This window comes from Candidatus Accumulibacter phosphatis, assembly GCF_000024165.1.
Classification (GTDB): domain Bacteria; phylum Pseudomonadota; class Gammaproteobacteria; order Burkholderiales; family Rhodocyclaceae; genus Accumulibacter; species Accumulibacter phosphatis.
Genome location: NC_013190.1, coordinates 18,266 through 42,325, shown reverse-complemented (window position 1 = coordinate 42,325; position 24,060 = coordinate 18,266). Strand labels below are relative to the sequence as shown.

The following is a 24,060-nucleotide window of genomic DNA, read 5'->3' as shown; positions in this document are numbered from 1 at the left end:
TCCTGCACAAATGTGTCAGGAAAGAATTTATAAGCCTTTGCTACATGTGTCAATAAATATTCATTAATACTCTATCCTGACGCATTTCGAGTGCAGCACTTGACGCCAAGTTAGGGTATAGCTTAACCGGACACATCGGCCTCTGTGCCTCTACTGCTTTTCGGTACAACCGTCAAGAACAGGCAGAGCGCTCCGATAGTTATCGCCACATCAGCGAGGTTGAAGGCGGGCCAGTGCACAAGCTGCCAATGGAAGTCGAGGAAATCGACAACCGATCCACGCAGCACACGATCCACGACATTGCCGAGCGCACCACCAAGGATCAGGCTGTAGCCCACCGCTTCAAGGCGTGGCCGCTGCTGGCACAGCATGCGGCCCAGCCAAGCAGAAACGACCAGACCCAGCGCCATGAGAAAGTAACGTTGCCAGCCGCCAGCGTTCGCCAGAAAGCTGAATGCCGCGCCGGGATTCAGGACATGGACAATGTTGAAGAAGGTGCTGACTTCGACCTGTTCACCGTAGGCAAACGTGCGGGTGATGGCGAACTTTGCGAGCTGATCTGTCATGACAGAACTGGCGGCCACTGCGAACCAGACCCAAGTCGATGTGCGGCGAGCCGATTGCCACACAGGGGCGGCCAGCGGCATCAGCCACCCGGCGAGCGCCGTGCAGCTCAATCCAAGTACCCACCCCGCCAGCACATCGGCAGGAAAGTGCATTCCGGCTGCGATGCGTGACCAACCGACCAATGCGGCGTACAACACCAAGCCGATGCGGCCACGACGGCCTATCAAAGGCCAGAGCGCGCCGACCACCAGCGCGGCATAGGTGGCATGCCCGCTGGGCAGGCTGTAGTGTCGTTCGATGCCCCCGATAACGCGCACCATGTCGCCAAAAACGGCAGGCGGGCGTGGAAAGTCGATCCATAGCTTCAAGATGGTGGCGACGAGAAATGCCAACGCAAAGGCCACGCTAAAGACTCTGAGTCTGTACCGGATGGCATCGGCCCGCGTTGGGTCAGGTGCCGACTTTGACCATCCCCACATCGCCAAGAGCATCAGTGGTGCAGTCCAGTAGTTGCCTATCACAAGGTTGAAGAACGATACCGGCGGTTCCAGCGCTGCAGGTGTGCTCATGTTGATGGCTTGGAACAACGCGATGTTTAGACCACCCCAGTCGTAGAGAAAGAATTTCCAGCTCATTTGCGCAACAGCCTCAAGCCATTGCCAACGACGAGCAAGCTGGCCCCCATATCAGCAAACACCGCCATCCACATGGTCGCTTGACCCGTGAAGGTCAGCACCAGAAATACTGCCTTGATGCCAAGGGCCAGCACAATGTTTTGCATCAGCACCTGCGCCGTCGCACGCGACAGGCGCACGAAGGTCGGAATCTTGCCCAGGTTGTCGTCCATCAGGGCCACGTCAGCGGTCTCGATGGCGGTATCGGTGCCAGCCGCTCCCATGGCAAAGCCGATGTCCGCACGCGCCAAGGCCGGGGCATCGTTGATGCCATCACCGACCATGCCGACCTTGCCCTTTATGGCCAGTAGCTCAACTTCGCGCAGTTTGTCGTCTGGGAGCAGATTGCCTTGCGCACTGTCGATCCCGGCTTGTGCGGCAATGGCCTGTGCCGTGTGGGGGTTGTCGCCGGTCAGCATCATGGTGTTGATGCCCAGTGCATGAAGCTCGGCAATGGCGCTCCTGCTGCTTTCCTTGATGGTGTCCGCTACGGCAAATAAGGCATGAACCCCTTTTGCGCTGACCAACATCACGACAGTTTTACCCATGGTTTCCAGCGCCGCGATGCGCTGTTCCAGTTCTGGTGTGCATTGCCCCAGCGCTTCGAGCATCCGCTGGTTGCCAAGATGGTAGGTCTCACCGTTGATTTGGCCTTGCACGCCCCGACCGGGCAGCGCGCTGAACTCGGCTACGTCGAGTAAGGCAACCCCATCCGTCTGCGCGGCTTGTGCCACCGCTTTGGATACAGGGTGGTCGGAACGAGCCGCCAGACTGGCAGCGATGCTGCGGCTGTTTGCGGCGAGTGCATTGCCCCAAGTGACAAAATCGGTCTGTGCGGGCTTGCCGTGCGTGATCGTGCCGGTCTTGTCCAGAGCCAGCCAGCGCAGCTTGCGGCCTTCTTCCAGATAGACGCCGCCCTTGATGAGAATGCCGTGGCGGGCGGCAGCGGCCAGGCCGCTGACGATGCTGACCGGCGTAGAGATCACCAGTGCGCACGGGCAGGCGACCACCAGCAGAACCAATGCACGGTAAATCCAGTCGAGCCATGCCGCACCCATGAACAGCGGTGGCAACAACGCGACGGCGATGGCAACACCGAAAACAATGGGCGTGTACCAGCGGGCGAACTGATCGACAAAGCGCTGAGTCGGCGCACGGCTTCCTTGGGCAGCCTCTACCGCGTGAATGATGCGGGCCAATGTGGAGTTGCTGGCCACGGCGGTGACGCGGTACTCGAATGAACCGGATTCGTTGATCGTGCCCGCAAACACCGGATCACCGGGGGATTTCTCGACCGGAAGGCTTTCACCCGTGATCGGGGCTTGGTTGACGGCAGAGCGGCCTTCCAGCACCTCACCATCCAGGGCGATGCGCTCACCTGGCTTGACCCGGACGCGGCTACCGATGGCAATTTGCTTTGCACCCACCTCGCGCCATGTGCCGTCAGCCTGCTGCACCGTGGCCTGTTCCGGGGTCAGGTCGAGCAGGCCACGGATGGCATTGCGGGCGCGATCCAGCGACTTGGCTTCGATCACCTCGGCCAGCGCGAAAAGCACCATCACCATTGCCGCCTCGGGCCAGTGCCCGATCAACATGGCACCCGTGACGGCAATCGACATCAGGGCGTTCATGTTGAGATTACGGTTCTTGAGCGCAATCCAACCTTTCTTGTAGGTGGACAGACCGCCGGTGAAGACCGCGACGAGCGCCAGAACGACGACCGACCAATGATTGCCGTTGTGGAGCCAGTAGACCGCCTCGGCCGCCGATGCAGTTACAAAGGAGATGCCCAGCGGCCACCAGTTGGTCGGCGTGGTCACAAGGGATGCGGATGGCGATGCGGCCTCTGCGGTGTCCAACACCTGCGCCTCGAATCCAAGCGCTTGCAGTGCCGCGAGCACGTCCGGCAGAACCTGGTCCGCATGGCGTACCGACAGCGTGCGCTGCATCAGGTTGAAATCGAGATCGGCAACTCCGGCCATGGTACCGAGCTTGTTGCGGATCAACGTCTCTTCGGTCGGGCAATCCATTTTGGTAATGGACAGCTTGGTCGTTTGCCCGGTCGATGCCTGATCCATGCGCACGGCTTGCATGCCGATGGCGGTTAGCGCCTGCTCAACGGGAAACAACGAAGGCAGTTCGTGCCGAACGGCCAAAGTACGCTGCATCAGGTTGAACTCAAGACCAACCACCCCCGCCAGCCCGACCAGCTTGCCTCGGATCAGCGCCTCTTCCGTGGGGCAGTCCATGTTCTCGATGCGATACACCGCTTGAGCCGATCCGGTTGTCGCTGGGGCTTGTGTCGTGGGTTGGATGATCGGCCCAGCCGAGCAGCCACACGCCGTGGAAGCGCATTCGCTCATAAATAACTCCTTCAAATCTATACAACTTCCATTACAAACCCTATAGTTACTATAGAGTCAAGTGAAATAAAGGAGATTGATGCATGGAAATCAGAATTGGCGACCTCGCCAAGCGCTCTGGATGCGAGGTTGTGACCATCCGCTACTACGAGAAGGAAGGGCTACTGCCGAAGCCAGCGCGAAGCGGTGGCAACTTCCGGCTGTACGGTGAGGCGCACATTGAGCGCTTGCAATTCATCCGTCATTGCCGTTCGCTCGACATGACGTTGAGCGAGATTCGCGCATTGCTGGGTCTGCGAGACAACCCGATGCAGGACTGTGGGGAGGTCAACACGCTGCTGGAGGCCCATATTCAACAGGTGGAAATGCGTGTGTCCGCGCTGTTGCAGTTAAAGCGGCACTTGGTTGATTTGCGCGAGAAGTGTTCTGGCTCTCGATCTGTAGAGGCGTGCGGCATTTTGCAAGGGTTGGGCAATTGCAATTGCCATGGTGAAAGTGCCACGAAAAGTCAAACATCTGGGTAAGTAAGGGCTTAGCGTGCTTTATTTTCCGTTTTCTGAGGCGACCCCAGGTAGGCTTCGGCTTTCGGCCGCGGTCGGTGGCGGGCGATCAGGTGCCGGAAATGATCCGGGCGTCCCGGGTAACCGCGACTCTTGACCATGTCGTATACGCGGGAGGCGCGTAGGCGCGGAAACTGCGTCAAGGTATCGAGGATGAACGGCAGGTAGGGATCAATCGCCGAAGGGCGGCGAACCGCTTCGAGTGCCGGCAAGCCGGCTTGGGCGAGCACGCGGGCGACGCTATCGCGATGCACTTGCAGTTGGGTCGCGATAGTGCCGATACGCCAGCGTTCGGCGTGGTAGTAACGCAGGATCTGCGCTTCAATCTCGGGGCTGAGGGCCATGTCTTCTCCGGTCGGGTGGGTGACGGCGAATCCGACGCTGCAGAAAGTTCTGGCGCACCCCGTCCGGCAAGGGACGATGACAACGACAGCAGTGCCCTGGCTGAGGCGCAACCGGCAACGTCGGTTCGCAGGGGAGTTGATCAGGTGCGACCCTGGGTGGGGAACCCTGATGCGTCACTTTCTGCTGCCGGGCCCTGTAACGGCGCTGGCGTTCGGCGTGGGCGTGACGGCCGCGCAAGCTGTCTTGATAGCGGCGACCCGAGGCACGGACAGACTGTCGGCGGGCCTGGTTGGCGCACCTCGCGGTACAGTACCGGTGACCGCGATCGCAGTGGCTGCAAATGAGCACGGCCGTGCGGCAGCCGGCGCAGTGGTAGCGTCTTCCAGGGAGATCCATTGGCCGTCCCGGCCAATGGGAATCTGACGGCGAGGTGCGCTTCGTGAAATACTAGGCAGGCAACGTCGCCGCTGTGGGGGCTACGGGGCGCGGCATCGGGTCTGGCTTCGCGGTTCGAACCGGTGTCGCGCCTGCCTTTCCACCGGCCGCCGGGCTTTCTACCGCATCGGCCACGCGAACGCTACTGGCGCGCCGGTCATGCCGAGCCGCAGCTCACAGCCCGCTCAAACCCAGTGAAGTCGATAGCCGACGGCGCTCAGCGATTCCTGGTGCCCACCCCTGCCGCGCTTCGCTTGCCAGACGACGGTTTGCTGCGCAACCCGTCCGCCGGGAGCCTAGCCGGCGGCAAACCGGAAAACCAGCATATTCATGCTTGGCTGAAAGTCAAAAACCAAAACAAAACGGACCGGCCTTTCCACCACGTCAGGCCGTGGACGCCAGATTTCGGCGGAAAAGCGACACCGTTAACAACCGTTGTTTTGCCAACGCCAGCCCGGACAAACAACGGCGACAAAGCGTCGTAACCACGCTTTGTCGCCGCCATGGCCCTCTTGCGGCCACCCAACCACCCCCCGCGCGACGACGAGTTCCCGAAGAAAGCTGCCCGTTGCCGTGCCCCCTTCGCCAGGTTAAGCGCTTGAACGCGGTTTCTTAAGTGCCGCCAGCTCGCCCTGCAGCCGGGCAGCTTCCACCGCAGCGGCCTGGGCTTCGGCACGGGCCGCCGTTGTTGCTTCGCGTTCGGCCGTCTGTCGCGCATGGGCCCGCTCCAGTTCGCCCTTGAGGTCCTCGACCCGTGCCGCCAGTTCGCCGGCCTTCGCCTCGGCGGCGGCCATCCGTTCGGTCTGCGCCGCCCGTGCTGCTACCGCTTCGCGCAAGGCCTGCTCCTGCGCTGCAGCATGACTCTCGGCCTGCTCGCGCTCGGCCTCCAGTCGGCCGATCGCCTGCTCCGCCTGGTCGAGCTGCGTCTGGATCGCCGCGACCTCTTCCCGCGTCGCCGCTCGCAGCGCTTCCACCTGCTGTCCGGCCTGTTCGTCGAGCAAGCCCCAGAACTCCCGGCCGAGGCTCATCAGCCGGGCAACCGCGGGTTCCGGTAGTTCTACCGGCTGCCGCTGCTTCGGCGCCGCCTCCCGCCACTGATCCAGATAGCGCTTGACCGTCGTATAACTGCCCCCGCCGATCCCTTCCTGCACGTTCAAGATGGTCGGCGCCGTGCCCTGATCCGTCAGGGCCTGCGCCACCTCGAAAACACGCTCTTGCGTCACCAATGCCTTAGCCATGATCTGATGTCCTTGAAATAGCATCCTAAAATTATCGTTATTATGGTAATAAGATTACGGTAATTACCATAATTTCGCAAGAACTCCGTCGCAGAAAAGCCGAAACAAACGAGGCACCGAACGGCCCGCCGCCGCAAAAACGGGCGGACGCCTGATCGTGAGCCATTAGGCGGAGCGCGTGGGTAACGCACCGGGTTGTGCAAAGGCTTGTCCACAGAAACCCGGGGTAGTCCAAGGTCACGCCAGACAAAGCCCGTAGAGCGCGCCAGGATGGTTTTAGATAGAGAGGGGCTGGCCCAACCGGGAAAAACGCGCTCACGGCCCGCTGTGGCCGATTCACGGGGTGCTCCGAGCGACGGGCCTCCCCCCGGCGGGGGCCTCCCCTTACCCCCTCGCCGGTCGCCCTCGTGGCAGGGCGTTGCGTTGCCGGGCGGCGTAGTCGGCATGCTCGGCGGTCTGCCTGGCATAGGCTTCGCCGTTTTCGCGGGCCTTGGCGCTTTCTTCCAGCAGCCGTTCGGCGGTCGCTTCGATGCCGTGGCCCCAGGAGAGCGCGATCTTGCACCAGATGAAATCCGCGCTAGTGCGTTTGGGATTACCGCCGGCGCCGATCGGCGCCCCTTCGAGGCAGCGCGCGTAGCTGGGCCATTTGCTCGTCCGCGAATCGCTGGAGGACGCGACGGGGGGTAGCGACACCGGGATCGGCCGGGCCGGCGCGACCACCCCCATCGCGTCGAGGGTCTGCGTAGTGACGTTCAGCCCGGGCTGAGCGGCGTCGATCCGGACCCGGGGGAAGTTCGGGGCGTAGGCGGGTTTGAAATTGGCGGTGCCGGCGACACGAGTGGCGCCGGACGCTTCCTTGTCGGCGCCCGTCCCTTCCTTGAGCCGCGCGGCGAAGCCCCGGGGAGCGTTGGTGACGGCGACCCAGGCCTGCTGACCGCCGGGACTGGTACGCAGAATCAGGAATGCGGCCGGAGCGATGTGGGCCAGAGTATCTGGCGCGAGGTCATCGAGCTGCACCAGGGTGACGTCAGCGCCGGCGCGCGGACGGATGATTAGATTATTCTGCCGCCGCGCGGCGCTGGGCACCAGGTAGGGCATGGACTGCCGGGCCTGGGCTAGGCTCTGCCCCGGGCGAAAGCCCCGTTTCTCCTGCTGGAGGTTGGTGTGGGTGATATCGAAAGCCTCGGCCCCAACACTGGCAAACAAGTCGAGCAGGCGCAGCGCTTCGGCGATAGGTTCGCCTGCGTCGGCAGACCCCTTCCCGTTGATCAAAGTACCCTGCCCCCCGCCGTGGCTTCTATTTGCTTTCCCTGTCCTCGGACCTTTCCGGAAAACTACCGGCGCCGGGACGGGCTTTCAATTGAAAATTCCCGCCCGCGTTAGCGGGCGTCTGCTTGACGCGGCCCGAAGGGCCGCGCCTGTGGTGTTGGTATTTTGAGGCCGAAGGCCGATCACTTGGGGTCGTGCGGCGGTGAACCTGTTCGGCGTCGGGATAAATTGGGCGCGGGAAAGCGAGGTGGAGCCCCTGCTTTTGCGTTGGTTGAGACCAAAAGAGGTGGCTGGATGCTGGTGGTAGTGACCACGGCTGGCTAGTTATCAACAACGCTAGAGTCTTGTTAAATAGAGTTAATAGAGTTACGTGATTCTTGCAAAGCTGTAAATGTCTGATGTTAAACAAGAAAAAAGGTGCTTTTTGAATGTTCCGGTGTGTAAAAACACGAAGTTTGGTGTGTAAAAACACGAAGTTTGGTGTGTAAAAACACGAATGCTGAGAGCATGTACGGAAAAGTTATCAACAGGCTCAAAGGTGGGTAATAACACGAACAATATTGACATGGCGTGTGAAAACACGAAAAATCCGTGAATGGTGGGTGATAACACGAACTCGGAAGTCTCGGTGGGTGATAACACGAAGGAGAGGTCCCCTCTTCTTCCAATTCGGCACGAGCGGGATTTCTTCGTTTGCGACGTTTTTGATGCTGCCCTGAAGGGCGATAGCGCCTCGATGGAGCACCCGATATTCTCGCTGTCGAAGAAACCAGACATGAAGACCCGTCGTTATGAGAACGGGGCGAGTTGGGCGGAGGTGCGGCCTGGCGCGAAGGGGTTAGCAACGGTCTTTGACCGAGACATTCTGATTTATTGCATAAGCCAGCTTATGGCGGCGGTGAATGATAGCCGTCCGGTGTCGCGAACCCTGCGGCTGCGGGCGCATGATCTCTTGATTGCGACCAATCGGGACACAAGCGGGCGTGGCTACTTGCAGCTCAGGGAAGCTCTCGAACGGCTGCAGGGCACGCAGATTGCGACCAACATCATTACGGGTGGCAAGGAGACGTTCGATTTGTTCAGCCTGATTGATCGGGCGCGGATCGTGCGGGAGAGCCGCGAAGGGCGAATGCAAGAAATCGAAATTGTCCTTTCGGATTGGGTGTTTCAGGCGGTCGAAGCTCATGAAGTACTAACGCTTGATCGCCAGTATTTTCAACTCGCCAAGCCGCTCGAACGGCGACTTTACGAGCTGGCACGCAAGCATGTCGGGCAACAGCTTTCGTTTAAGATTGGCTTGGAGAAGCTGCGGGCAAAGTGCGGGGCACAATCCACGCTAAAAGAGTTTCGGCGCCTGTTGCAGACGATCATTGATGCCGACCAGTTGCATGACCACATGCCAGGGTACGGTTTCAGGCTCGATGGCGATATGGTTGAAATGCGAACCAAGAGCAAGCTGCCATCCTCTACCGAGCGCGGGGTTTTTATCCGCTTGAGTGAGGATGCTTACGCGCTGGGGCGTAACTACGCGCCTGGCTGGGACATTCACAGAATTGAAGCAGAGTGGCGAGCTTGGATTGATCGTAAGAAGATCAGCCCGCTTCATGCTCAGGCTCACTTTCTGGCGTTCTGTAAGCGGCGGGGCAAGTATCCTGGGTTTTCTTAAGCGCGGCTGCACTACCGCCCTACCCTACTTGGTGGCTAGCCTGTTTTTTTAATGAATTCATGAAAACATTCATTCAGCAATTCATTAAGTTTTAAGCCTCGATCGAGAGCCGCTTGCTTGAAGGATCGCACGAAATCTGGGGGCATGCGGAATTGCAAAGGCACGAGCTCGGCGGATGAGGTCACGCCGCGCTGACGGGTGATGCTCTGCTGGCGTGGCTTGGTCGGCGAAAGGTCGGCGGCGGTGATAGCAACAGTCTTAGCCATGCTTAACTTTCCTTACTGATTTAATGTTTTCATGAAAACATGATTTCACGCTAAGCCATAAACGGGCGATTTCGTCGGCGGCTGGGCTCTTCGGGGCAAGCTCTGGGGCGGTGCGGCCTCCGGTCATCGCGCCTGCGTAGGGAACGCGGTCGGCGATGAAGGCTTGAGCAACCCGACCATGCTCGGAAAGAGCGGCGATCGTTTGGGCGGTGATGGTGGCCTGGGGCTTGGCTTGAGTGATGACGAAGAGGAAAGGTTTCCCCGCTTGCTTGACCAAGGCAACGGTTTCCGAAACGGCCCAAAGATCGGCGGGAGAAGGGCGAACGGGGATTAACACGAGATCGGCCATGTTGATGACGGCGGAGCTCTGACCGGAGATCGTGGGGGCGGTATCAATGAAACAATAGGCCGCGCCACGTTGAGCCATGTTGGCCAGTCCCTCTGCGATACGGGCAAATGGCATTTCGGCGCGGTTGGGGGTGTCTTGCTCCCGTCGCGCGTGCCATTGGCTGAGTGTGCCTTGCTCATCGGTATCAATGAGCCACACGGGGACATCGCCGATGCGTTCAGCTTCGACTGCGAGGTGAGCGGCAAGGGTCGTTTTACCGCTGCCACCTTTTTGGGATGTGATTACGATTGTTTTCATGAAAACCACCGTTCATGAATGAAGGAAATAAACATTTCATGAAATTAACCAAATTCTGGAAGGTGGTCAAGCTGAATAGAAGCAGAGTTGTTTTTCTTGGCGGTAAAGTGACCGGAAGGCGCGTCACTGGACAGGCGGAGGTCCGCGCAGCGTGGCTCAAGGAACGAGGCGCGTAGAGGTCGGAAAAGTCGTGCGCTAAGCCGGTTGCCTGTGCCGCGGCTCCAATCCATCTTGTCAGTACATACAAGTTTTTGTATAGTCTAGACATGATCAATCTCAAGCCAGTCGAATTCCGTGGATGCTCCCTTGATGACCTTCGCGCCTTCCCACTCGCGGCCAAACGCGAGGCAGGCCATCAACTCGACCAGATACAGAACGGCCAGGAACCGGACGACTGGAAGCCTATGAGCGCCGTGGGCCAGGGGGTAAGGGAGATTCGGATTCGGGATGCAGCCGGGGCGTTTCGGATCATCTACGTCGCCAAGTTCGCTGATGCCGTCTACGTGCTTCACTGCTTCCAGAAGAAGACCGCGAAGACCAGCAAGGCCGATCTGGGCTTGGCCGCCAAGCGTTACCGCGATTTGTTGAAGGAGCTAAACCAATGAGCAACGAACGATTTGCCAGCGTCTGGGATGCCATCGAGGACACCCCGGAAGCAGCGGAAAACATGAAGCTGCGTTCTGTCCTGCTGACGGCGCTGAAGAACCACCTTACCCGGACCGAAATGAGCCAGACGCAGGCCGCCAAACTCTTTGGTGTGACTCAGCCGCGTGTCTCTGACCTGATGCGCGGCAAGATCAACCTGTTCGGCCTCGATGCACTGGTGAACATGGCGACGGCTGCCGGGCTTCACATCGAAATGCGGGTGCTTGAAGCTGCCTGACCTTTTCGAAGATCGCCATTTAACGCCGCTTCAAGCGAGAGCGGTTTTCGAGAACACCCCGGCCACATCGGCGCTAGCAGCCTGTCGGACTTGACCGGGATCAAGTCCGACAGGCTGCTAGTAGGCGACCTTGAAGGTCGGACTATCCTCCGGCCTAGTCTTGCGGTGGTCATAAATACGCGTCGTGGCGATGTTGGCGTGACCCAGCCACTCCTGCACCTTGGCGATGTCGGCCTGGTGGTCAAGCGCATTGGTCGCGGCGGTCGCCCGCAACGCGTGCGCCCCGATCGCGAAACCCAGTGCCGTTGAGTATTGCCGCACCAGTTTGTATACCGCGTCGGGCGTGATCGCTCTTTCCAGTCCGCCAGTAGTGCAGTTGTTGCGCAGCGGCCGGAATAGGGCGCCGGCATCGTCCGCGCCATGCCCTGCGATCTCAAGATAGTCGCCGATCAAGCCGCCGGCCGCGGGGTGCAGCGGGACATAACGGATCTTGCCGCCCTTGCCGAATACCTTGAGGTGCGGCACCCCGCGCCGCTCGTGTTTGTAGTCCTTGACCGTCAACCGACACAGCTCGTCACGCCGCAGAGCGTGATAGAGCAGGGTGGCCAGGATGGCGCGGTCGCGCTTGCCCTTGAGCGACGCGCCGTCGGGCGCGTCCAGCAGCTTGCGCGCCTGGTGGTCGCCGAGCGCCGGGGTCTTGCCTTCGTAGCTTTCCACCGGTGGGCGCTTGACCCCCTTGACTGGGTTATGGGTCACGGCGTTCTTCTCGCACAGGGACTCGAACAGCGACGACAGGGCCGCCAGGCGATGCCGGACGGTCATGCCGCTCAAGGCGCGCTGCACCAGGTCGTCACGCCAGGCGATGACGTGGGCGCGGATCACGGTGCGGAATTCCTCGGGCTTCACGATGCCGGTGAACTTCATAAAATCCCCGAGGGCGTTTTCGTAGGCGCGGCGGGTGGCCTTGTTGCCGAGATTGGCAAACCATTCGATTTCGGGGGGAACATCGGCCAGGCGCTGGAACTGCTCGGCGGTCAGGAGCCGGGAAGCGGAGGGCAGGGTGGCTGGCAGGCCGCTCGTGGTCATGGCCGCGTCCGGTTCAAGGAATCAGATCGTCTGGCTGCGGCGGCTCACCGCCCTGGCGCTGCATAATGCGGTCGAAAGCATCAAAATCAGCCCGCTCCCGACGTTCAGCGAAGAACGTCGCGGTGTTCATGGCCGCCAGCTTTTCGGCGACAGCGGTCGCCACGAACTGGTTTAAGCTCGTGCCGTCGGCCTTGGCGCGGCGCACAACTTCGGCCTTGATCGAATTAGGCAGACGCAGCGGGTAGGTGCTTTGAGAATTTCTCATAGTCTGATCCTCCGTAAGGCGGTGATAGGGGTCAATACTTCGATGCCAAATTGCAGGGGCACAGTGCCGAAATCGCGTTGATTAAACGTCACGATAGCCGACGCGAGGCCGTTGGCGGCGGCTTCGAGCACCAGTTCGTCGCCGGGATCGCGCAACAGCGGTCGCCACAAAAAATGCGTCTCAACCGGCGCGACCATGGCGATGACGGCATCCAGAAAGATGCTCACCTGGGCGGGGCTAAGACCGGCAGCTATGCCGTGTTCAGGTCGACAACAGGTCGCTTCGTATTCGAGCGCCAGCGCCACATTGGCCACAAGCGTCACCTCGCCCCGACGGGCGGCCATCAACAAGGCGGCTGAAGCGCCAGTTGGACTGCGCATAGCAGCAACGATAACGTTAGTGTCGAGAACAAGCCTCATATCATCAGCAATATCATATTGCGGGCGATGTGTCTACAAGAAAGCAGATCATGGCGCCATAACACCACCCCGCGTAACTATTGATAAAATACGTTATCGATAGTCCAGGAGGGGAGGTCTGGCCTATGGGCCGGAGCGTTTCAGGTTTGACTTTTGCAATGCCAAATTCCACTACCCGTAAACAAGAACAGGGGTAAAACGAGCTGCGACACCGCCGGCTTGGCACGCTCGGTTTTTGTTACCGCCCGAGAAAGCATTGCGCAAGCAGGACCGTCGCCAGACCTCCGCCACCGACGGGACCGACCGCCCCGACTGGAGCACAGCACCCCGGTATTCCGCTACACCTCCAAGGTGAGCCGCCAAGTCCTGCGGTTCTTCAAGCACTGTTTTCAAAAATCCGCCTCGCAGGCGCTCTATGAGGCCAGGGCCTCGGCACTCGGACAGCATATGCCAAAACATGCCGCAAGCGTATGATTACAAAGTCGTCCACGGACGCCTGCCAGTTCTACTACGAGTACCCGGCCTGCCACGCGCTGCTGCGCCCGAATCCGGGCGACTGCTGCGTGTTCTGTTCGTTCGGCTCGGTGCCGTGTCCGCCTATTCAGCAGAAGGCTGCCTGTTGTCCGAGGTAGGAGCGGCGGCGGGACCTGCATGGCGGCCAGCGCTCTGCTCGAAATCATGCACAACCTTGATGATGGCTTCATGCAAAGCGACGCTCAGTTGAGCTTTGCGCTCGCCGGGCGTGACGGTCGTATAGATGCGCGACAAACGCCGGTTGGAGAATCCGGTTTCGCTGTCGGCCCACACCGTGCGGCCGGTTTGCAGGTCGATCATTTCCGCTTCGACCCGAACCGGGCGGTAGGCCTCATCCAGGGCCCAAAAGCCGGAGTACGCTTCGATGGCCTCCCCAATGGTTTTCTGGGCCAGATACGCGCCCGCGATGGCGCGGGTCGCCGGCCTCGCGCAGGCGATGGCCGCGACGCCGAGCGTGGACACGACCTCGAAGACGACCTCGAAGGTAATCACGCCGTTGCGCCACGCCTTGGGCGTCAGGCCATGGTCCGAAACACCCAGCTGGTCGTCATACGGTCGGCTTGAGGGTGAAGCTTCGGAAAGCTGCAAGTTGTGCAGGCTTTCAGCGAATTTCAATCGCCGTCGTCACCTCGCTCACAAAGATCCAGCCGGCGTCCGGCAGACCCGTATGCGCCGCTGTCGTGATGGCGCCAATCAGCTCGTCGGCCACTTCATCGGTACATACGAGGTCCAGTTTGTATTCGGAGACGACGGCTTCGGCGAGATCCATGGCGTAGTGCTGCTGCGCTGGGTCCTCGCTCACCAAGGGTCGCTGCACCTGGGATACCGTGATGTTGTGATAGCTGATGTCGGCAGCCTTCAGATCGCGCAGCGCCTGAAGCACGTTGGCGATGCGGTGCTGCCGGATGAATGCCTTGATTTCCTTCACGTCAGTTCTCCTTTGGATTATTCGTGATTTCCGATTCGCTTACTCAAAGCGGACAGCGATACGCGTCCCTTCCGCCATCTCGCAATAGCCCGCAGGCGCTTGCCGAGCAGGCCAGGTCAGGGTGCATCGCAGCACCGCGCCATCCGCCGCGCGCAATTCCGGATTGGCCGAGTATTGGTAGTGTTCGGTATCGCTTCCAGGCGAGATCCCGCTGGGACGCCGGCCGCGACTGTCGTGCTGTTGCAAGGCCGAGCGGTTCGCGTCGCGGCGTATTGCGAAGCCCTGGGCGGTGAAACGCCGCCCCCCGACCTCCAGGACCACTGCAGGCGCCTCGCGCCCCTCGTGACTGAAGGTGCCAACCGTGACGCTTGGGTTGCCACTTGCCGGCGCAAGCGCGTGCGTATGCCCTGCGCAACCGGTAAGCGTCAGCGCGGCCAGACCGACGATAGCGATCACTGTATTCATCTTTGTGCCTTTCACTGTGAAGTTCTGGTGCGACGCTCGCGGCGCGTCTCGACCCACTCGTACATGAGCGGCAGCAGGAGCAGCGTCAGGGCCGTCGAGGTGAGCAGGCCACCGACGACGACTGTCGCCAAAGGCCGTTGTGTTTCTGCGCCAACGCCCTGCGCAAGCAACATCGGGATGAGGCCGAGGATGGCCACCGAGGCGGTCATCAGTACGGGCCTCAGGCGTAGCTCCGTCCCCTGTCGTACCGCGTCACGGATCGACAAGCCCTGGCCACGCTGGTTGTTGAGAAATGACACCAGTACGATACCGTTCAACATGGCTACCCCGAACACGGCGATGAAGCCAATCGCCGAGGGCACCGAGACGTACTGGCCGGTTATCGCCAGTCCGAAGACCCCGCCAATTGCCGCGAAGGGCACGTTGGCAATAATTAGCGTGGCGAGGGTCAGCGAGTTGAAGGCGGTGTACAGCAGGACAAAGATGAGTCCAATGGTGAGCGGTACGATAAGCGCCAGTCGCGCCATCGCCCGCTGCTGATTCTCGAAAGCCCCGCCCCATTCAATCCAGTAGCCTTCGGGAAGCTTCAGCTGACTCCGGATTTTCTCGTCCGCTTCCTGGACGAAACCGTCCACGTCGCGGCCTCTCACGTCCATCTGCAAGACAGCATAGCGACTCAATTGCTCGCGGCGCACGAAGGTATAGCCCTCGTCCATCTCCACCGTCGCCACGCGCGAGAGCGGGACCATGGCGCCGGATGAGGTACGCACCGGGATATTACCGATTGCCTGCGGCGTATCACGGAATGCTGCATCGAGACGCACCTGAATGTCGAAGCGGCGTACGCCATCAATGAGCGTGCTGACAGCCATCCCGCCGATTCCGGCCTGCACCATCTCCAGAATCTCGTCAGCGTTGATCCCGAAACGCGCGGCTGCTTCGCGGTTGACCTTCACTATCAGTTGCGGCTTGCCCTTGTTGGCTTCCAGAGACAGGTCGGCGACGCCAGGTACACTGCTCAGGATGCCCTTGCTTTCTGCGCCCAGGCGGTCGAGTTCGGCGAGGTCTGGTCCGTAAAGTTTGAGGGCAAGCGTTGCACGTACGCCCGAGATCAGTTCTTCGACGCGCATCTGGATTGGCTGGGTGTTGCCTACCACCACGGTCGGTAGCGCCACCTCCAGGGTTTCCTTCATGCGGTCTGAAAGTTCCGGTATGGACATCTTCTCAGGCCACTCAGCTTGCGGTTTCACCTCTACCAACACCTCCATGTAGTTGGCGTCGGCGGTTTCGCCCTTCTCTGCGCGTCCAATGGTGGCCAGCACCATCTTGGTCTGTGGGTACTCTTTCTTGAGTACATCATTCATTTGTTGCGAGACGCGTATCGACTCCTCCAGCGAGGTCGACGGGATGCCGGTCGCTCTGAACATGATGGCGCCTTCCTGGAGCGTCGGCATGAACTCCTTGCCGAGGAAGGGGAAGGTGGCGAGGGCCGAGACGAGCAAGGTCAGCGAAGCGACGATCACCTTCTTCTTGTTTTCCAGCGCCCAGTCGAGAACCGGCAGGTAGCCAGCCTTGATCCAGCGGACCAGAAACGTGTCTTTTTCTTCCTTGGGTTTCAGGATCAGCGCGGCGAGCACAGGCACCAGGGTAAGCGTGAGAATCAGCGAGCCCACCATGGCAAAAGTGATCGTGAAGGCCATGGGTTTGAACAGCTTGCCCTCCAGACCGGTCAGCGAGAAAAGCGGCAGGAACACCACGATAATGATGAGAATGGCAAAAGCGATCGGGTTGATGACCTCGCGCGCAGCTTCCAGCATGACGTGAGTGCGGTTTACGACCTGACCAGTCTTATGCGAGAGCAAGCGGAAGGCGTTCTCCACCATGACCACGGCACCGTCCACCATCATGCCGATGCCGATCGCCAGACCTGCCAGAGACATGAGATTGGCCGACAGCCCAAAATATTGCATCATCAGAAAGGCGAACAGCATCGCCAGCGGCAAAGTGGCGATCACGACCACTGCCGAGCGAATTTCCCCGAGGAACAGGAAGAGCACGATCGCCACCAGGATCGATCCTTCCACGAGGGCGCTTTCGGCGGTCGCGAGCGCCTTGTCGACCAGCTCGGTACGGTCGTAGACCGGCTTGATGCTGACGCCAGGAGGTAGCGCCTGGCCAGCGAGATCGAGTTTCTGCTTCACCGCATCAACGACATTCTTGGGGTTTTCGTTGATCCGTGCGAGGGCGATACCGAGAGCCACCTCCTTGCCGTCGCGCGTCACTGCCCCGAAGCGCAGCGCCGGGCCTTCCTTGACTTCGGCCACCTCGCGCACGTGGATCGGCACGCCCTCGCGCTCGGCAATGACCACGTTGCCAATGTCCGTGGTGTTGGCCACCAGACCAAGGCCGCGAACCAGATATTGCTCCTGGCCGAGGTTGATGTACTGTCCGCCCACCTGCCGATTATTGGCGGCAAGCGCTTCCATGACGGCCTTGAAGGAGAGTCCGTACTTGATCAGTTTTTCTGGATTGATCTGGACCTGGTATTGCTTTTCCTGCCCACCCCAGGTGGTGACGTCATCTACCCCCGGCGCGGTGCGCAACATGAGACGCACGGTCCAGTCATGCAAGGTGCGCAGGTCCATGGCCGAGAGTTTCTCGTCGGCCGATTCCACGGTGTACCAAAAAACCTGGCCAAGCCCCGAGCTGTTCGGTCCGAGAGAAGGCTCGCCATAGCCTGCGGGTAAACGTTCCTTGGCCTCCTGCAACTTCTCTCCGACCAGGCGCCGGGCGAAGTAGATGTCCACATCATCCTTGAAATAGACACCGACGTAAGACAGGCCGAATAGGGAAACCGAGCGAATCTGCTCGACCCCAGGCAGGCCAGCCATGGCCGTTTCAATCGGCGTCGTGAGCAGTTGTTCGACATCTTCGGCGGCCAGTCCAGGCGACTCTGTATAGACGTTGACCTGGTTCGGGGTAACGTCCGGGAACGCATCCACCGGGACGTTGAGAAAGGCGCGGACGCCAAAGAAAGCCATCAGCACGAAAGCCAGCAAGACGAGCAGCTTGTAGCGCAATGAGAGATCAACGATACGGTTCAGCATGGTTTTCCCCTCAGTGCCCGTGACCTGCGCCAAGCTCCGACTTCATGATGCGTGCCTTAAGGGCGTAAGCGCCCGCCGTCACCACCCGCTCGCCCGCCGCCAGGCCACTCTTGACCACCAGGCGCCCACGCAGTTTCTGCCCGAGCACGACATTTCTCGGCTCGAAGCCGTCGCTGTCCTCGATAAACACCGTGGGCTGACCATTCATCAACACGACGGCCTCGGTGGGGACCAGCAAGGCTTTGACTGTCGCACCCTGTCTGGTCGTCTCGATGGTACGGATGGCGACGGTGGCGAACATTTCCGGTTTGAGCCGGCCGTCCAGATTCGTCACTTCCACACGCGCTTGCACGGTACGGGTCTCCTTGTCGACCACTGCCGCGATGTAGGTCAGCGTGCCCTCGAAGGACTCGTCTGGATAGGCGGCGACGGTAACAATCGCACTGGCGCCTACCTGGATGCGGCCGAGATCCTTCTCGAACAGATCGGCTGCGATCCACAGTTTCGACAGGTCGGCGACGACGAAAAGCGGACTGTCTGGCTGGGAGAGCTCGCCGAGGATGGCGTGCTTTTCGATTACCGTTCCGGCGAACGGCGTGCTGACCGGGAAGGTGGATCGTGCTTTGCCGTCGCCCGTAGGCGAGGCGTCCACACCCAGCATGCGCAGCCTGTCCCTGGCCGCTGCGAGAGCGGCCTTGGACTTCTCGTACTCGGCATGGGCGCGCAGATGGTCTTTCTGGGCAATGATCTGATCGCCGTGCAGCTTCTCGGCGCGCTCGAAGTCGGCCTTGGCTACCGACTGCTGGGTCGCTGCCTGCAGGTAAGCCGAGTACGCGTCGCCGACTTCCAGGCTATCGAGAACGGCCAGCGTCTGCCCGGCCTTTACCTGGTCCCCGAGATTGGTTTTGACATTGACGATGCGCCCAGGGACGCGTGGCGCCACGTGCGCTATGCGGTCTTGATTCGGGCGGATGGTGGCGGTCAGGGTGAGCGGTTCGCTCACTTCCTGCACCAGTATTTCTGCGCTCTCGATGCCGGCAGATTGAATCTCTTCGGCACTGAGCTTGAGTGCTTCCACCCCCCCGGCTTCATGCTCGTCGCCGTGGTCGTCCCCGTCTTTGCTAACCTCCCCAGCGTGTGCCCCGGCTTTCTCGCTCGCAGCGTGTTCGCCTGGCTTCTCGGCAGCGGCGTGCTGCTCTTCGGCGCTGCTCATTGCCGTGCCGGCTTTGGCGGCGGTGGCCGGAGATTCGGTCTTGCCACAGCCGCCGAGAATCAGGGCGGAGAAGCCGAGTGCGAAAAGTGCAGCCCGCTGCGCCGGGAGTACGTGGAATAGGTTGTTCATGAATGATCTTTCAATGGATACGTTTTCAGGTGACGGGTGCGGTGTGCGACTCGGTGATGACTCATCACGAGCCTTTCGGCTGCCGATGCCAGCCCGCTGCCTGCTCGAGTTCGATGCGCACCAGGGCCAGATCGGTCATGGCCTCCAGCACTTCGCGGCGGGTATCGAGAACTTGCCGGGTTGCTAGCAAGAGTTGAGTGAGGCTGATCTCACCGGCCCGGTAGCCTGCTACGGACAGACGCTTGTTCTCGTTCAGGCGTTGCAGGACAACTTGATCGAGCTGCTTTACCCGACCACGCAGGCTTTCCCGCTTCTGCCACAGAGCCAGGACCGTTGCGCGCGCGTCCCGATTGGCCACTTCGCGCTCAATCTGGACTTTGCTCACGTCGGTGACCGCTCTGCCGATGCCGGTGGCGTTGCGGCGAAACAGTGGCAGGGGTAAGGAAACGGAAACGCCGGTGATCTGCTCGCGTGCATCGCTTGATCCTTCACGGGCCGTGAAAACGCCAACAGTCACGTCCGGGTATGCCGCGGCACGCTCCAAGCCCAGGCGACTGCGGGCGGCCTGCTCCTGGTACTCCAGCGCACGTAATCGCGGCCGGTCAGCGGCTGCGGCCAGCAGCTCGTCCAGGGTGTATGGCGTGGCCACTTCGGGGGCCAGTGTCCCTCGTACTTCCGGCAGCGCTTCGGCCGGCAATTGCAGTGTGGCGGCGAGATCTGCGCGGGCCTGGATGAGCTGTTCGCGCGCCGCTTGCAGCTGATTGTCGGCGCGGCCGAGCTCAACCTCCGCGAGATTGCTGTCGAGCTTGGTATCCTCGCCCGCCGCAAAGCGTTTTCTTGCCGCTCCAGCAGCATCCCTGATCAAGCTGACCAGTTCAGCCTCGGTCGTAGCACGCGTCTGCAGGCCCAATACCTGGACGAACTTTTGCTCGACCTCGGCGAGGACCCGCCGGCGGGTCTCTTCGATGCTTTCCTTGAGTGCGGCCAGATCCTGCTCAGCCGCGCTGCGACGATAGCCATGCTGACCTGCGATCTCCAGGGTCTGGGAAAGATCGGCACCCCACTCCCGCAGGGTGTCATCTCCCTGGCCCGGGAGAGGAACCTTGCGGCGGGCCTGTTCGGCGGTTAGTTGCGGGTTGTTCCAGAGCAGGCCACGGGTATCAGCGAGTTGCCCCTCGGTGGCGGCCAGATCGGCTTGCGCTGCCCGAAGTTGGGGGTTGGCCGCTTCGGCAATCTGCAAGGCCGCTGCCAAGGTCAGGGGTGACTCTGCAGCCAGCACCGCCGACGTGGCGGCCGCCAAGATCAGCGTTGTGATGAAGCGGGCCACACGCCCACGATGAATATTTGAATGCATGTCTCGTTGAAATCTCCGTTTGATACCCGCGCATGTAGGCGGCAAGGCGACCAGAAAGTTGGCCTTGGATTTATCAGTTGTTGCCGCGGGAGGCGCGCTGAAAGCCCGTATTGGCAGGCGTTTGCCGCCGATTTGCGCGATTGCGCCACGGTTCTAGCTTGGTGGCCGCCATTACTCTGAAGCACCGTTTGCGACGGCCGCTTAGCCCCTGTTCTGGGGCTTAAGGAGAGAATTTGCGGTTGAAAGCTGTGGACGTTCCGCCGGATCAGACGGCGGGCGCCCAATTGGGTCGTTCTGGACCCTGGAGAAAGACGGAGAGGGGAAAGCGAGCGGGGGGGGCGACAGCCGACGATGCTGGCGTGGACGACAGCACTGGGGCAGGTGACATGGTGACGCCGACACATCCGAGGTGACACGAGAAGCAGTCGGCATCAGAACCTGTCGCGGTTGGATCGCCGACGTCGTTCTGGTCGGCCGCCTGATGCTGGTGTACGTGATGGCCAAAATGCTGCGTGTCCGCACTCCGCTCGTCATGCGGACAATAGCCGCCCGCCACGCCCCAAGCAGCCTGGAGCGGCGCAACTACTAGCAAGAGGATAAGGACGAGGCGCTTGATCACGGGCGAAGTATAACCAAGAAGCCTTTCTTGGTGCGAACCGGTATGCAGATCGGCATTGTCGCCGCCAAACTTCTGCGGATCCAGACTGCCGCCAACACCTATGAGGCTGAAGAACCACGCCAGCGGCGCGAATGCTTCGGGTGTGCCTGCATTGATGGCTCGGAACAACGCAACGTTCAGACCACCCCAGTCGTAGAGGACAAATTTCCAGCTCATCGGCGCACCAGCCTTAGAGCGTTGGCCACAACCAGAAGACTCGCGCCCATATCAGCGAATACCGCCATCCACATAGTGCCCATACCGAGTAGCGTGAGTGCGAGAAAAACGACTTTGATGCCCAATGCCAGCGTGATGTTCTGTACCAGTACCGTCCGGGTAGTGCGCGACAGGCGGACAAAACGCGCAATCTTGTTCAGGTCATCATCCATCAGTGCGACGTCAGCAGTCTCGATAGCCGTATCGGTACCCGCCGCGCCCATGGCAAAGCCGATGTCAGCTCGAGCCAACGCTGGTGCATCGTTGATGCCGTCACCCACCATGCCAACCTTGCCTGTTTGCGCGTAGCGTTCGATAGCGCGCAGCTTGTCTTCCGGCAGTTGATCGCCCAAGGCTTCGTCAATCTGAACCTGGGCCGCGATGGCTCGCGCGGTGTGTGCGTTGTCGCCGGTCAGCATGACTGTTTTGATACCCAACTCATGTAGCGCCCGGATCGCGGCGCGGCTACTGTCCTTGACCGTATCGGCCACCGCAAACAGGACCAGCACGCGCTCGCCATCGGTGAGCAGAATGACCGTCTTGCCTTGCTCTTCCAATTCACCAAGCCGAGCCTCCAGGGGAGGAGTACATACGCCAAGCTCATGGATCAACCGATGGTTACCAAGCTGATATTGCACGCCGCCAACGGTTCCGAGCACACCTCGCCCTGGAATGGCGGCGAAGTCCGCTACATCAAGCAGGACGGTGTCGTTCCGTTGTCCGCTTGTGGCTATGGCGTGAGAAACCGGGTGATCGGAGCGTGCAGCAAGACTGGTGGCAACTCGGACGGCATCCACTCCGTCCGTCTGATCGAGCAAGACCGTATCGGTCAATACCGGTTTGCCGTGCGTGATGGTGCCGGTCTTGTCGAATGCCAGCCACGCGAGCTTGTGACCTTCCTCAAGATAAACACCGCCCTTGATCAGAATGCCGTGGCGGGCTGCTGCTGCCAGACCGCTGACGATGGTGATGGGCGTGGAAATGACCAAGGCGCACGGACAGGCTATGACCAGCAGAACCAGCGCCTGGTATACCCAATCCTGCCAGCTGCCACCAAGTAGCAGGGGCGGCACAAGGGCTACCGCGATGGCGAAGACGAACACCGCCGGCGTGTAGATCTTGGCAAACTGATCGACGAAACGCTGGGTTGGCGCACGTGCGCCTTGCGCCTCTTCGACCGCGTGAATGATGCGTGCCAAGGTCGAATGCGTGGATTCGGCAGTAACCCGGAATTCGACGGAGCCCGATTGGTTGATGGTCCCGGCGAATACACTGTCTCCAGCCGACTTGTCGACCGGCAAGCTCTCGCCGGTAATAGGCGCCTGATTGATGCTTGATCGCCCAGCCGTCACGACACCATCAAGGGCGACGCGCTCACCAGGTTTGACGCGCACGATTTGGCCAATGGCCACGGCCTTGGCAGGCAGTTCGGCCCAATCACCGTCCGCCTGCTGTACTGTCGCCATTTCCGGCGCCAACTGCACCAGGCTGCGAATGGCATTGCGTGCCCGATCAAGTGACTTCGCTTCGATCAGCTCGGCAACAGTAAACAAGACCATGACCATGGCCGCTTCCGGCCACTGCCGCAGCAATACCGCACCCGTCACGGCAATGCTCATCAAGGCATTGATATTGAGATTGCCGTGGCGCAACGCAATCCAGCCCTTCTTGAAAGTGCCGACACCGCTGATTGTGATGGCGACGAGAGCCAACAGTCCGGACAACCATTCCGGCAAGCCAAGCCAATGGACAATTTCCGCGCCGAGAGCGGCAAGCCCGGCCAGCGCCAACGGCCACCAAGGCTTACTGACTGCCTCGGTGGGCGCGCGGCCTTGGCTGCTTGCCTCCATTGGCTCGGTACTCATGCCCAAGTCACGGATGGCCGTCTCAACGGCAGCTAGCGTGTTGTTCTGGTGGACAACGGTCAGGACCCGCTGCATGAGGTTGAATTCCATCCCGCTCACCGTGGCTAGGCCACCCAGCTTGTTGCGGATCAACGCCTCCTCGGTCGGGCAATCCATCTGTGCGACGCGTAACCGAGTGAGTGTGTAGCCGGCCGGAATTTTGGCTGTGACAAGACTGGCGTTGCCTGATGGCGGTGTTGGTGACGGATCGGCAGCGCCACACTCATGACCATGGTCGTGCGAATGCCCATGATCGTGATGAGCGGGCAAAGCGCCGTGAGCATGAGACTGATCGTCGCCGCATGCGTGGTGAACATGCGTAATTTTCACGGGGCGAGAGGGCATGGCGTCGTCCAATTGTTGGTATATTGTCCATTTCACACCCTGAAGTTACTATAGGGTCAAGTGTTTTGGAGACTACCCGTGAAGATCGGTGAACTCGCCCAAGTGGCGCAATGCACGGTGGAAACCGTGCGTTACTACGAAAAGGAAGGACTGCTATCCGCGCCGGCACGGACGCGGGCCAACTACCGCAGCTATGGCGAGTTCCACGTCGAGCGGCTTCGCTTTATACGGAATTGTCGTGCCCTGGATATGACGCATGCGGAAATCCGCACGCTACTGGGTTTGATGGATCAGCCTGCCGGTGATTGCGGTGGCGTCAATCAACTACTGGACGAACACATTGCCCACGTCGATGTGCGTATGGCCGAGCTGTCTCAGCTCAAGCAGCAGCTCAGTGAGCTACGTCAGCGCTGCCAGAGCGAGCAGGCCATGGACGCCTGTGGAATCTTGCAGGGGCTGGCGTCTATGGAAACAGAACCTCGGCATAAAAGGCATACGCACCTCGGCTAATCGAGGTCTTGGCGT

At 60.5% G+C, this 24,060-nt stretch carries 23 protein-coding genes and 1 pseudogene; 6 read left to right on the top strand and 18 right to left on the bottom strand.

Annotated elements, in window-relative coordinates; genetic code table 11:
* Positions 1-122 precede the first annotated feature (122 nt).
* Both lspA and CAP2UW1_RS23170 read right to left on the bottom strand, forming a co-directional pair.
* Positions 123-1,202, bottom strand: coding sequence for a signal peptidase II (lspA, locus tag CAP2UW1_RS23175; RefSeq protein ID WP_008063278.1), 1,080 nt, complete (start codon positions 1,200-1,202; stop codon positions 123-125).
* Positions 1,199-3,604 carry a heavy metal translocating P-type ATPase gene (locus CAP2UW1_RS23170; RefSeq protein WP_008063280.1) on the bottom strand — a complete coding sequence of 802 codons (2,406 nt, stop codon included), beginning with the start codon at positions 3,602-3,604 and terminating at the stop codon, positions 1,199-1,201. Before CAP2UW1_RS23170 ends, lspA begins: the two co-directional genes overlap by 4 nt.
* Before the next feature lie 83 nt (positions 3,605-3,687).
* Here CAP2UW1_RS23170 and cadR (CAP2UW1_RS23165) point away from each other — a divergent pair, with 83 nt between their 5' ends.
* Positions 3,688-4,128, top strand: coding sequence for a Cd(II)/Pb(II)-responsive transcriptional regulator (cadR, locus tag CAP2UW1_RS23165; RefSeq protein ID WP_008063281.1), 441 nt, complete (start codon positions 3,688-3,690; stop codon positions 4,126-4,128).
* A gap of 44 nt (positions 4,129-4,172) precedes the next feature.
* On the opposite strand, the pseudogene CAP2UW1_RS23160 reads toward cadR (CAP2UW1_RS23165), so the two are convergent.
* The 3 genes and pseudogenes from CAP2UW1_RS23160 to CAP2UW1_RS23150 all read right to left on the bottom strand — a co-directional run.
* A pseudogene (locus tag CAP2UW1_RS23160) lies at positions 4,173-4,508 on the bottom strand (transposase); the annotation flags it as partial.
* Positions 4,509-5,534: 1,026 nt separating this feature from the next.
* Entirely contained in the window at positions 5,535-6,182 is a 648-nt protein-coding gene (locus CAP2UW1_RS23155; RefSeq protein WP_012806095.1) for a DNA-binding protein, read from the bottom strand.
* A 384-nt stretch (positions 6,183-6,566) separates the two neighbouring features.
* Positions 6,567-7,454 (bottom strand): RepB family DNA primase, encoded by an 888-nt coding sequence (locus tag CAP2UW1_RS23150; protein WP_012806094.1) that lies wholly within the window; start codon positions 7,452-7,454, stop codon positions 6,567-6,569.
* A 592-nt stretch (positions 7,455-8,046) separates the two neighbouring features.
* On the opposite strand from CAP2UW1_RS23150, the gene CAP2UW1_RS23145 reads away from it, so the two are divergent.
* Complete coding sequence (locus CAP2UW1_RS23145; RefSeq protein ID WP_012806093.1) at positions 8,047-9,117, top strand: replication initiator protein A; 1,071 nt, start codon at positions 8,047-8,049, stop codon at positions 9,115-9,117.
* 35 nt (positions 9,118-9,152) lie between these two features.
* On the opposite strand, the gene CAP2UW1_RS23140 is transcribed toward CAP2UW1_RS23145, so the two are convergent.
* The gene (locus CAP2UW1_RS23140) at positions 9,153-9,383 is read right to left on the bottom strand and encodes a hypothetical protein (protein WP_012806092.1); all 231 of its coding nucleotides are present in this window, start codon (positions 9,381-9,383) and stop codon (positions 9,153-9,155) included.
* The gene (locus CAP2UW1_RS23135; protein ID WP_012806091.1) at positions 9,376-10,029 is read right to left on the bottom strand and encodes a ParA family protein; all 654 of its coding nucleotides are present in this window, start codon (positions 10,027-10,029) and stop codon (positions 9,376-9,378) included. Before CAP2UW1_RS23135 ends, CAP2UW1_RS23140 begins: the two co-directional genes overlap by 8 nt.
* A gap of 266 nt (positions 10,030-10,295) precedes the next feature.
* Between CAP2UW1_RS23135 and CAP2UW1_RS23130 the strand changes: the two genes are divergently transcribed.
* Together CAP2UW1_RS23130 and CAP2UW1_RS23125 are read left to right on the top strand one after the other, a co-directional pair.
* Complete coding sequence (locus CAP2UW1_RS23130; protein ID WP_012806090.1) at positions 10,296-10,634, top strand: type II toxin-antitoxin system RelE/ParE family toxin; 339 nt, start codon at positions 10,296-10,298, stop codon at positions 10,632-10,634.
* Complete coding sequence (locus CAP2UW1_RS23125; RefSeq protein ID WP_012806089.1) at positions 10,631-10,912, top strand: helix-turn-helix domain-containing protein; 282 nt, start codon at positions 10,631-10,633, stop codon at positions 10,910-10,912. Before CAP2UW1_RS23130 ends, CAP2UW1_RS23125 begins: the two co-directional genes overlap by 4 nt.
* A 117-nt stretch (positions 10,913-11,029) precedes the next feature.
* Here the strand turns inward: CAP2UW1_RS23125 and CAP2UW1_RS23120 are convergent, their stop codons facing one another.
* From CAP2UW1_RS23120 to CAP2UW1_RS23110, 3 genes are read right to left on the bottom strand one after another with little or no spacing between them, the layout of a single operon-like run.
* Positions 11,030-11,998 carry a tyrosine-type recombinase/integrase gene (locus CAP2UW1_RS23120; RefSeq protein ID WP_012806088.1) on the bottom strand — a complete coding sequence of 323 codons (969 nt, stop codon included), beginning with the start codon at positions 11,996-11,998 and terminating at the stop codon, positions 11,030-11,032.
* Positions 11,999-12,011: 13 nt separating this feature from the next.
* Positions 12,012-12,263 carry a YlcI/YnfO family protein gene (locus tag CAP2UW1_RS23115; protein WP_012806087.1) on the bottom strand — a complete coding sequence of 84 codons (252 nt, stop codon included), beginning with the start codon at positions 12,261-12,263 and terminating at the stop codon, positions 12,012-12,014.
* Positions 12,260-12,682 carry a PIN domain-containing protein gene (locus tag CAP2UW1_RS23110; protein WP_012806086.1) on the bottom strand — a complete coding sequence of 141 codons (423 nt, stop codon included), beginning with the start codon at positions 12,680-12,682 and terminating at the stop codon, positions 12,260-12,262. The genes CAP2UW1_RS23115 and CAP2UW1_RS23110 overlap by 4 nt, the downstream gene beginning before the upstream one ends.
* Before the next feature lie 470 nt (positions 12,683-13,152).
* Between CAP2UW1_RS23110 and CAP2UW1_RS26325 the strand changes: the two genes are divergently transcribed.
* Positions 13,153-13,314 (top strand): GDCCVxC domain-containing (seleno)protein, encoded by a 162-nt coding sequence (locus tag CAP2UW1_RS26325; protein WP_412566888.1) that lies wholly within the window; start codon positions 13,153-13,155, stop codon positions 13,312-13,314.
* On the opposite strand, the gene CAP2UW1_RS23105 is transcribed toward CAP2UW1_RS26325, so the two are convergent.
* The 8 genes from CAP2UW1_RS23105 to CAP2UW1_RS23070 form a co-directional block, all read right to left on the bottom strand.
* A complete protein-coding gene (locus CAP2UW1_RS23105) occupies positions 13,280-13,831 on the bottom strand; it encodes a hypothetical protein (protein WP_012806085.1) in 552 nt (183 codons plus the stop codon). The genes CAP2UW1_RS26325 and CAP2UW1_RS23105 overlap by 35 nt on opposite strands.
* Positions 13,818-14,144, bottom strand: a complete 327-nt coding sequence (locus CAP2UW1_RS23100; protein WP_012806084.1) for a P-II family nitrogen regulator — start codon at positions 14,142-14,144, stop codon at positions 13,818-13,820. The genes CAP2UW1_RS23105 and CAP2UW1_RS23100 overlap by 14 nt, the downstream gene beginning before the upstream one ends.
* 39 nt (positions 14,145-14,183) lie before the next feature.
* Positions 14,184-14,609 (bottom strand): hypothetical protein, encoded by a 426-nt coding sequence (locus tag CAP2UW1_RS23095; protein ID WP_012806083.1) that lies wholly within the window; start codon positions 14,607-14,609, stop codon positions 14,184-14,186.
* Positions 14,610-14,620: 11 nt separating this feature from the next.
* On the bottom strand, positions 14,621-17,716 hold the full coding sequence (locus CAP2UW1_RS23090) for an efflux RND transporter permease subunit (RefSeq protein ID WP_012806082.1): 3,096 nt from the start codon (positions 17,714-17,716) through the stop codon (positions 14,621-14,623).
* A gap of 10 nt (positions 17,717-17,726) precedes the next feature.
* Positions 17,727-19,058 (bottom strand): efflux RND transporter periplasmic adaptor subunit, encoded by a 1,332-nt coding sequence (locus tag CAP2UW1_RS23085; protein ID WP_012806081.1) that lies wholly within the window; start codon positions 19,056-19,058, stop codon positions 17,727-17,729.
* A 64-nt stretch (positions 19,059-19,122) separates the two neighbouring features.
* The gene (locus CAP2UW1_RS23080; RefSeq protein ID WP_012806080.1) at positions 19,123-20,412 is read right to left on the bottom strand and encodes a TolC family protein; all 1,290 of its coding nucleotides are present in this window, start codon (positions 20,410-20,412) and stop codon (positions 19,123-19,125) included.
* 265 nt (positions 20,413-20,677) lie between these two features.
* Positions 20,678-21,247: a DUF2946 family protein gene (locus tag CAP2UW1_RS24250; RefSeq protein ID WP_012806079.1), complete on the bottom strand. Its 570-nt coding sequence runs from the start codon at positions 21,245-21,247 to the stop codon at positions 20,678-20,680.
* A complete protein-coding gene (locus CAP2UW1_RS23070) occupies positions 21,244-23,535 on the bottom strand; it encodes a heavy metal translocating P-type ATPase (protein ID WP_081444317.1) in 2,292 nt (763 codons plus the stop codon). The genes CAP2UW1_RS24250 and CAP2UW1_RS23070 overlap by 4 nt, the downstream gene beginning before the upstream one ends.
* A 78-nt stretch (positions 23,536-23,613) precedes the next feature.
* On the opposite strand from CAP2UW1_RS23070, the gene cadR (CAP2UW1_RS23065) reads away from it, so the two are divergent.
* The gene (cadR, locus tag CAP2UW1_RS23065) at positions 23,614-24,045 is read left to right on the top strand and encodes a Cd(II)/Pb(II)-responsive transcriptional regulator (protein WP_012806076.1); all 432 of its coding nucleotides are present in this window, start codon (positions 23,614-23,616) and stop codon (positions 24,043-24,045) included.
* Positions 24,046-24,060: the final 15 nt, after the last annotated feature.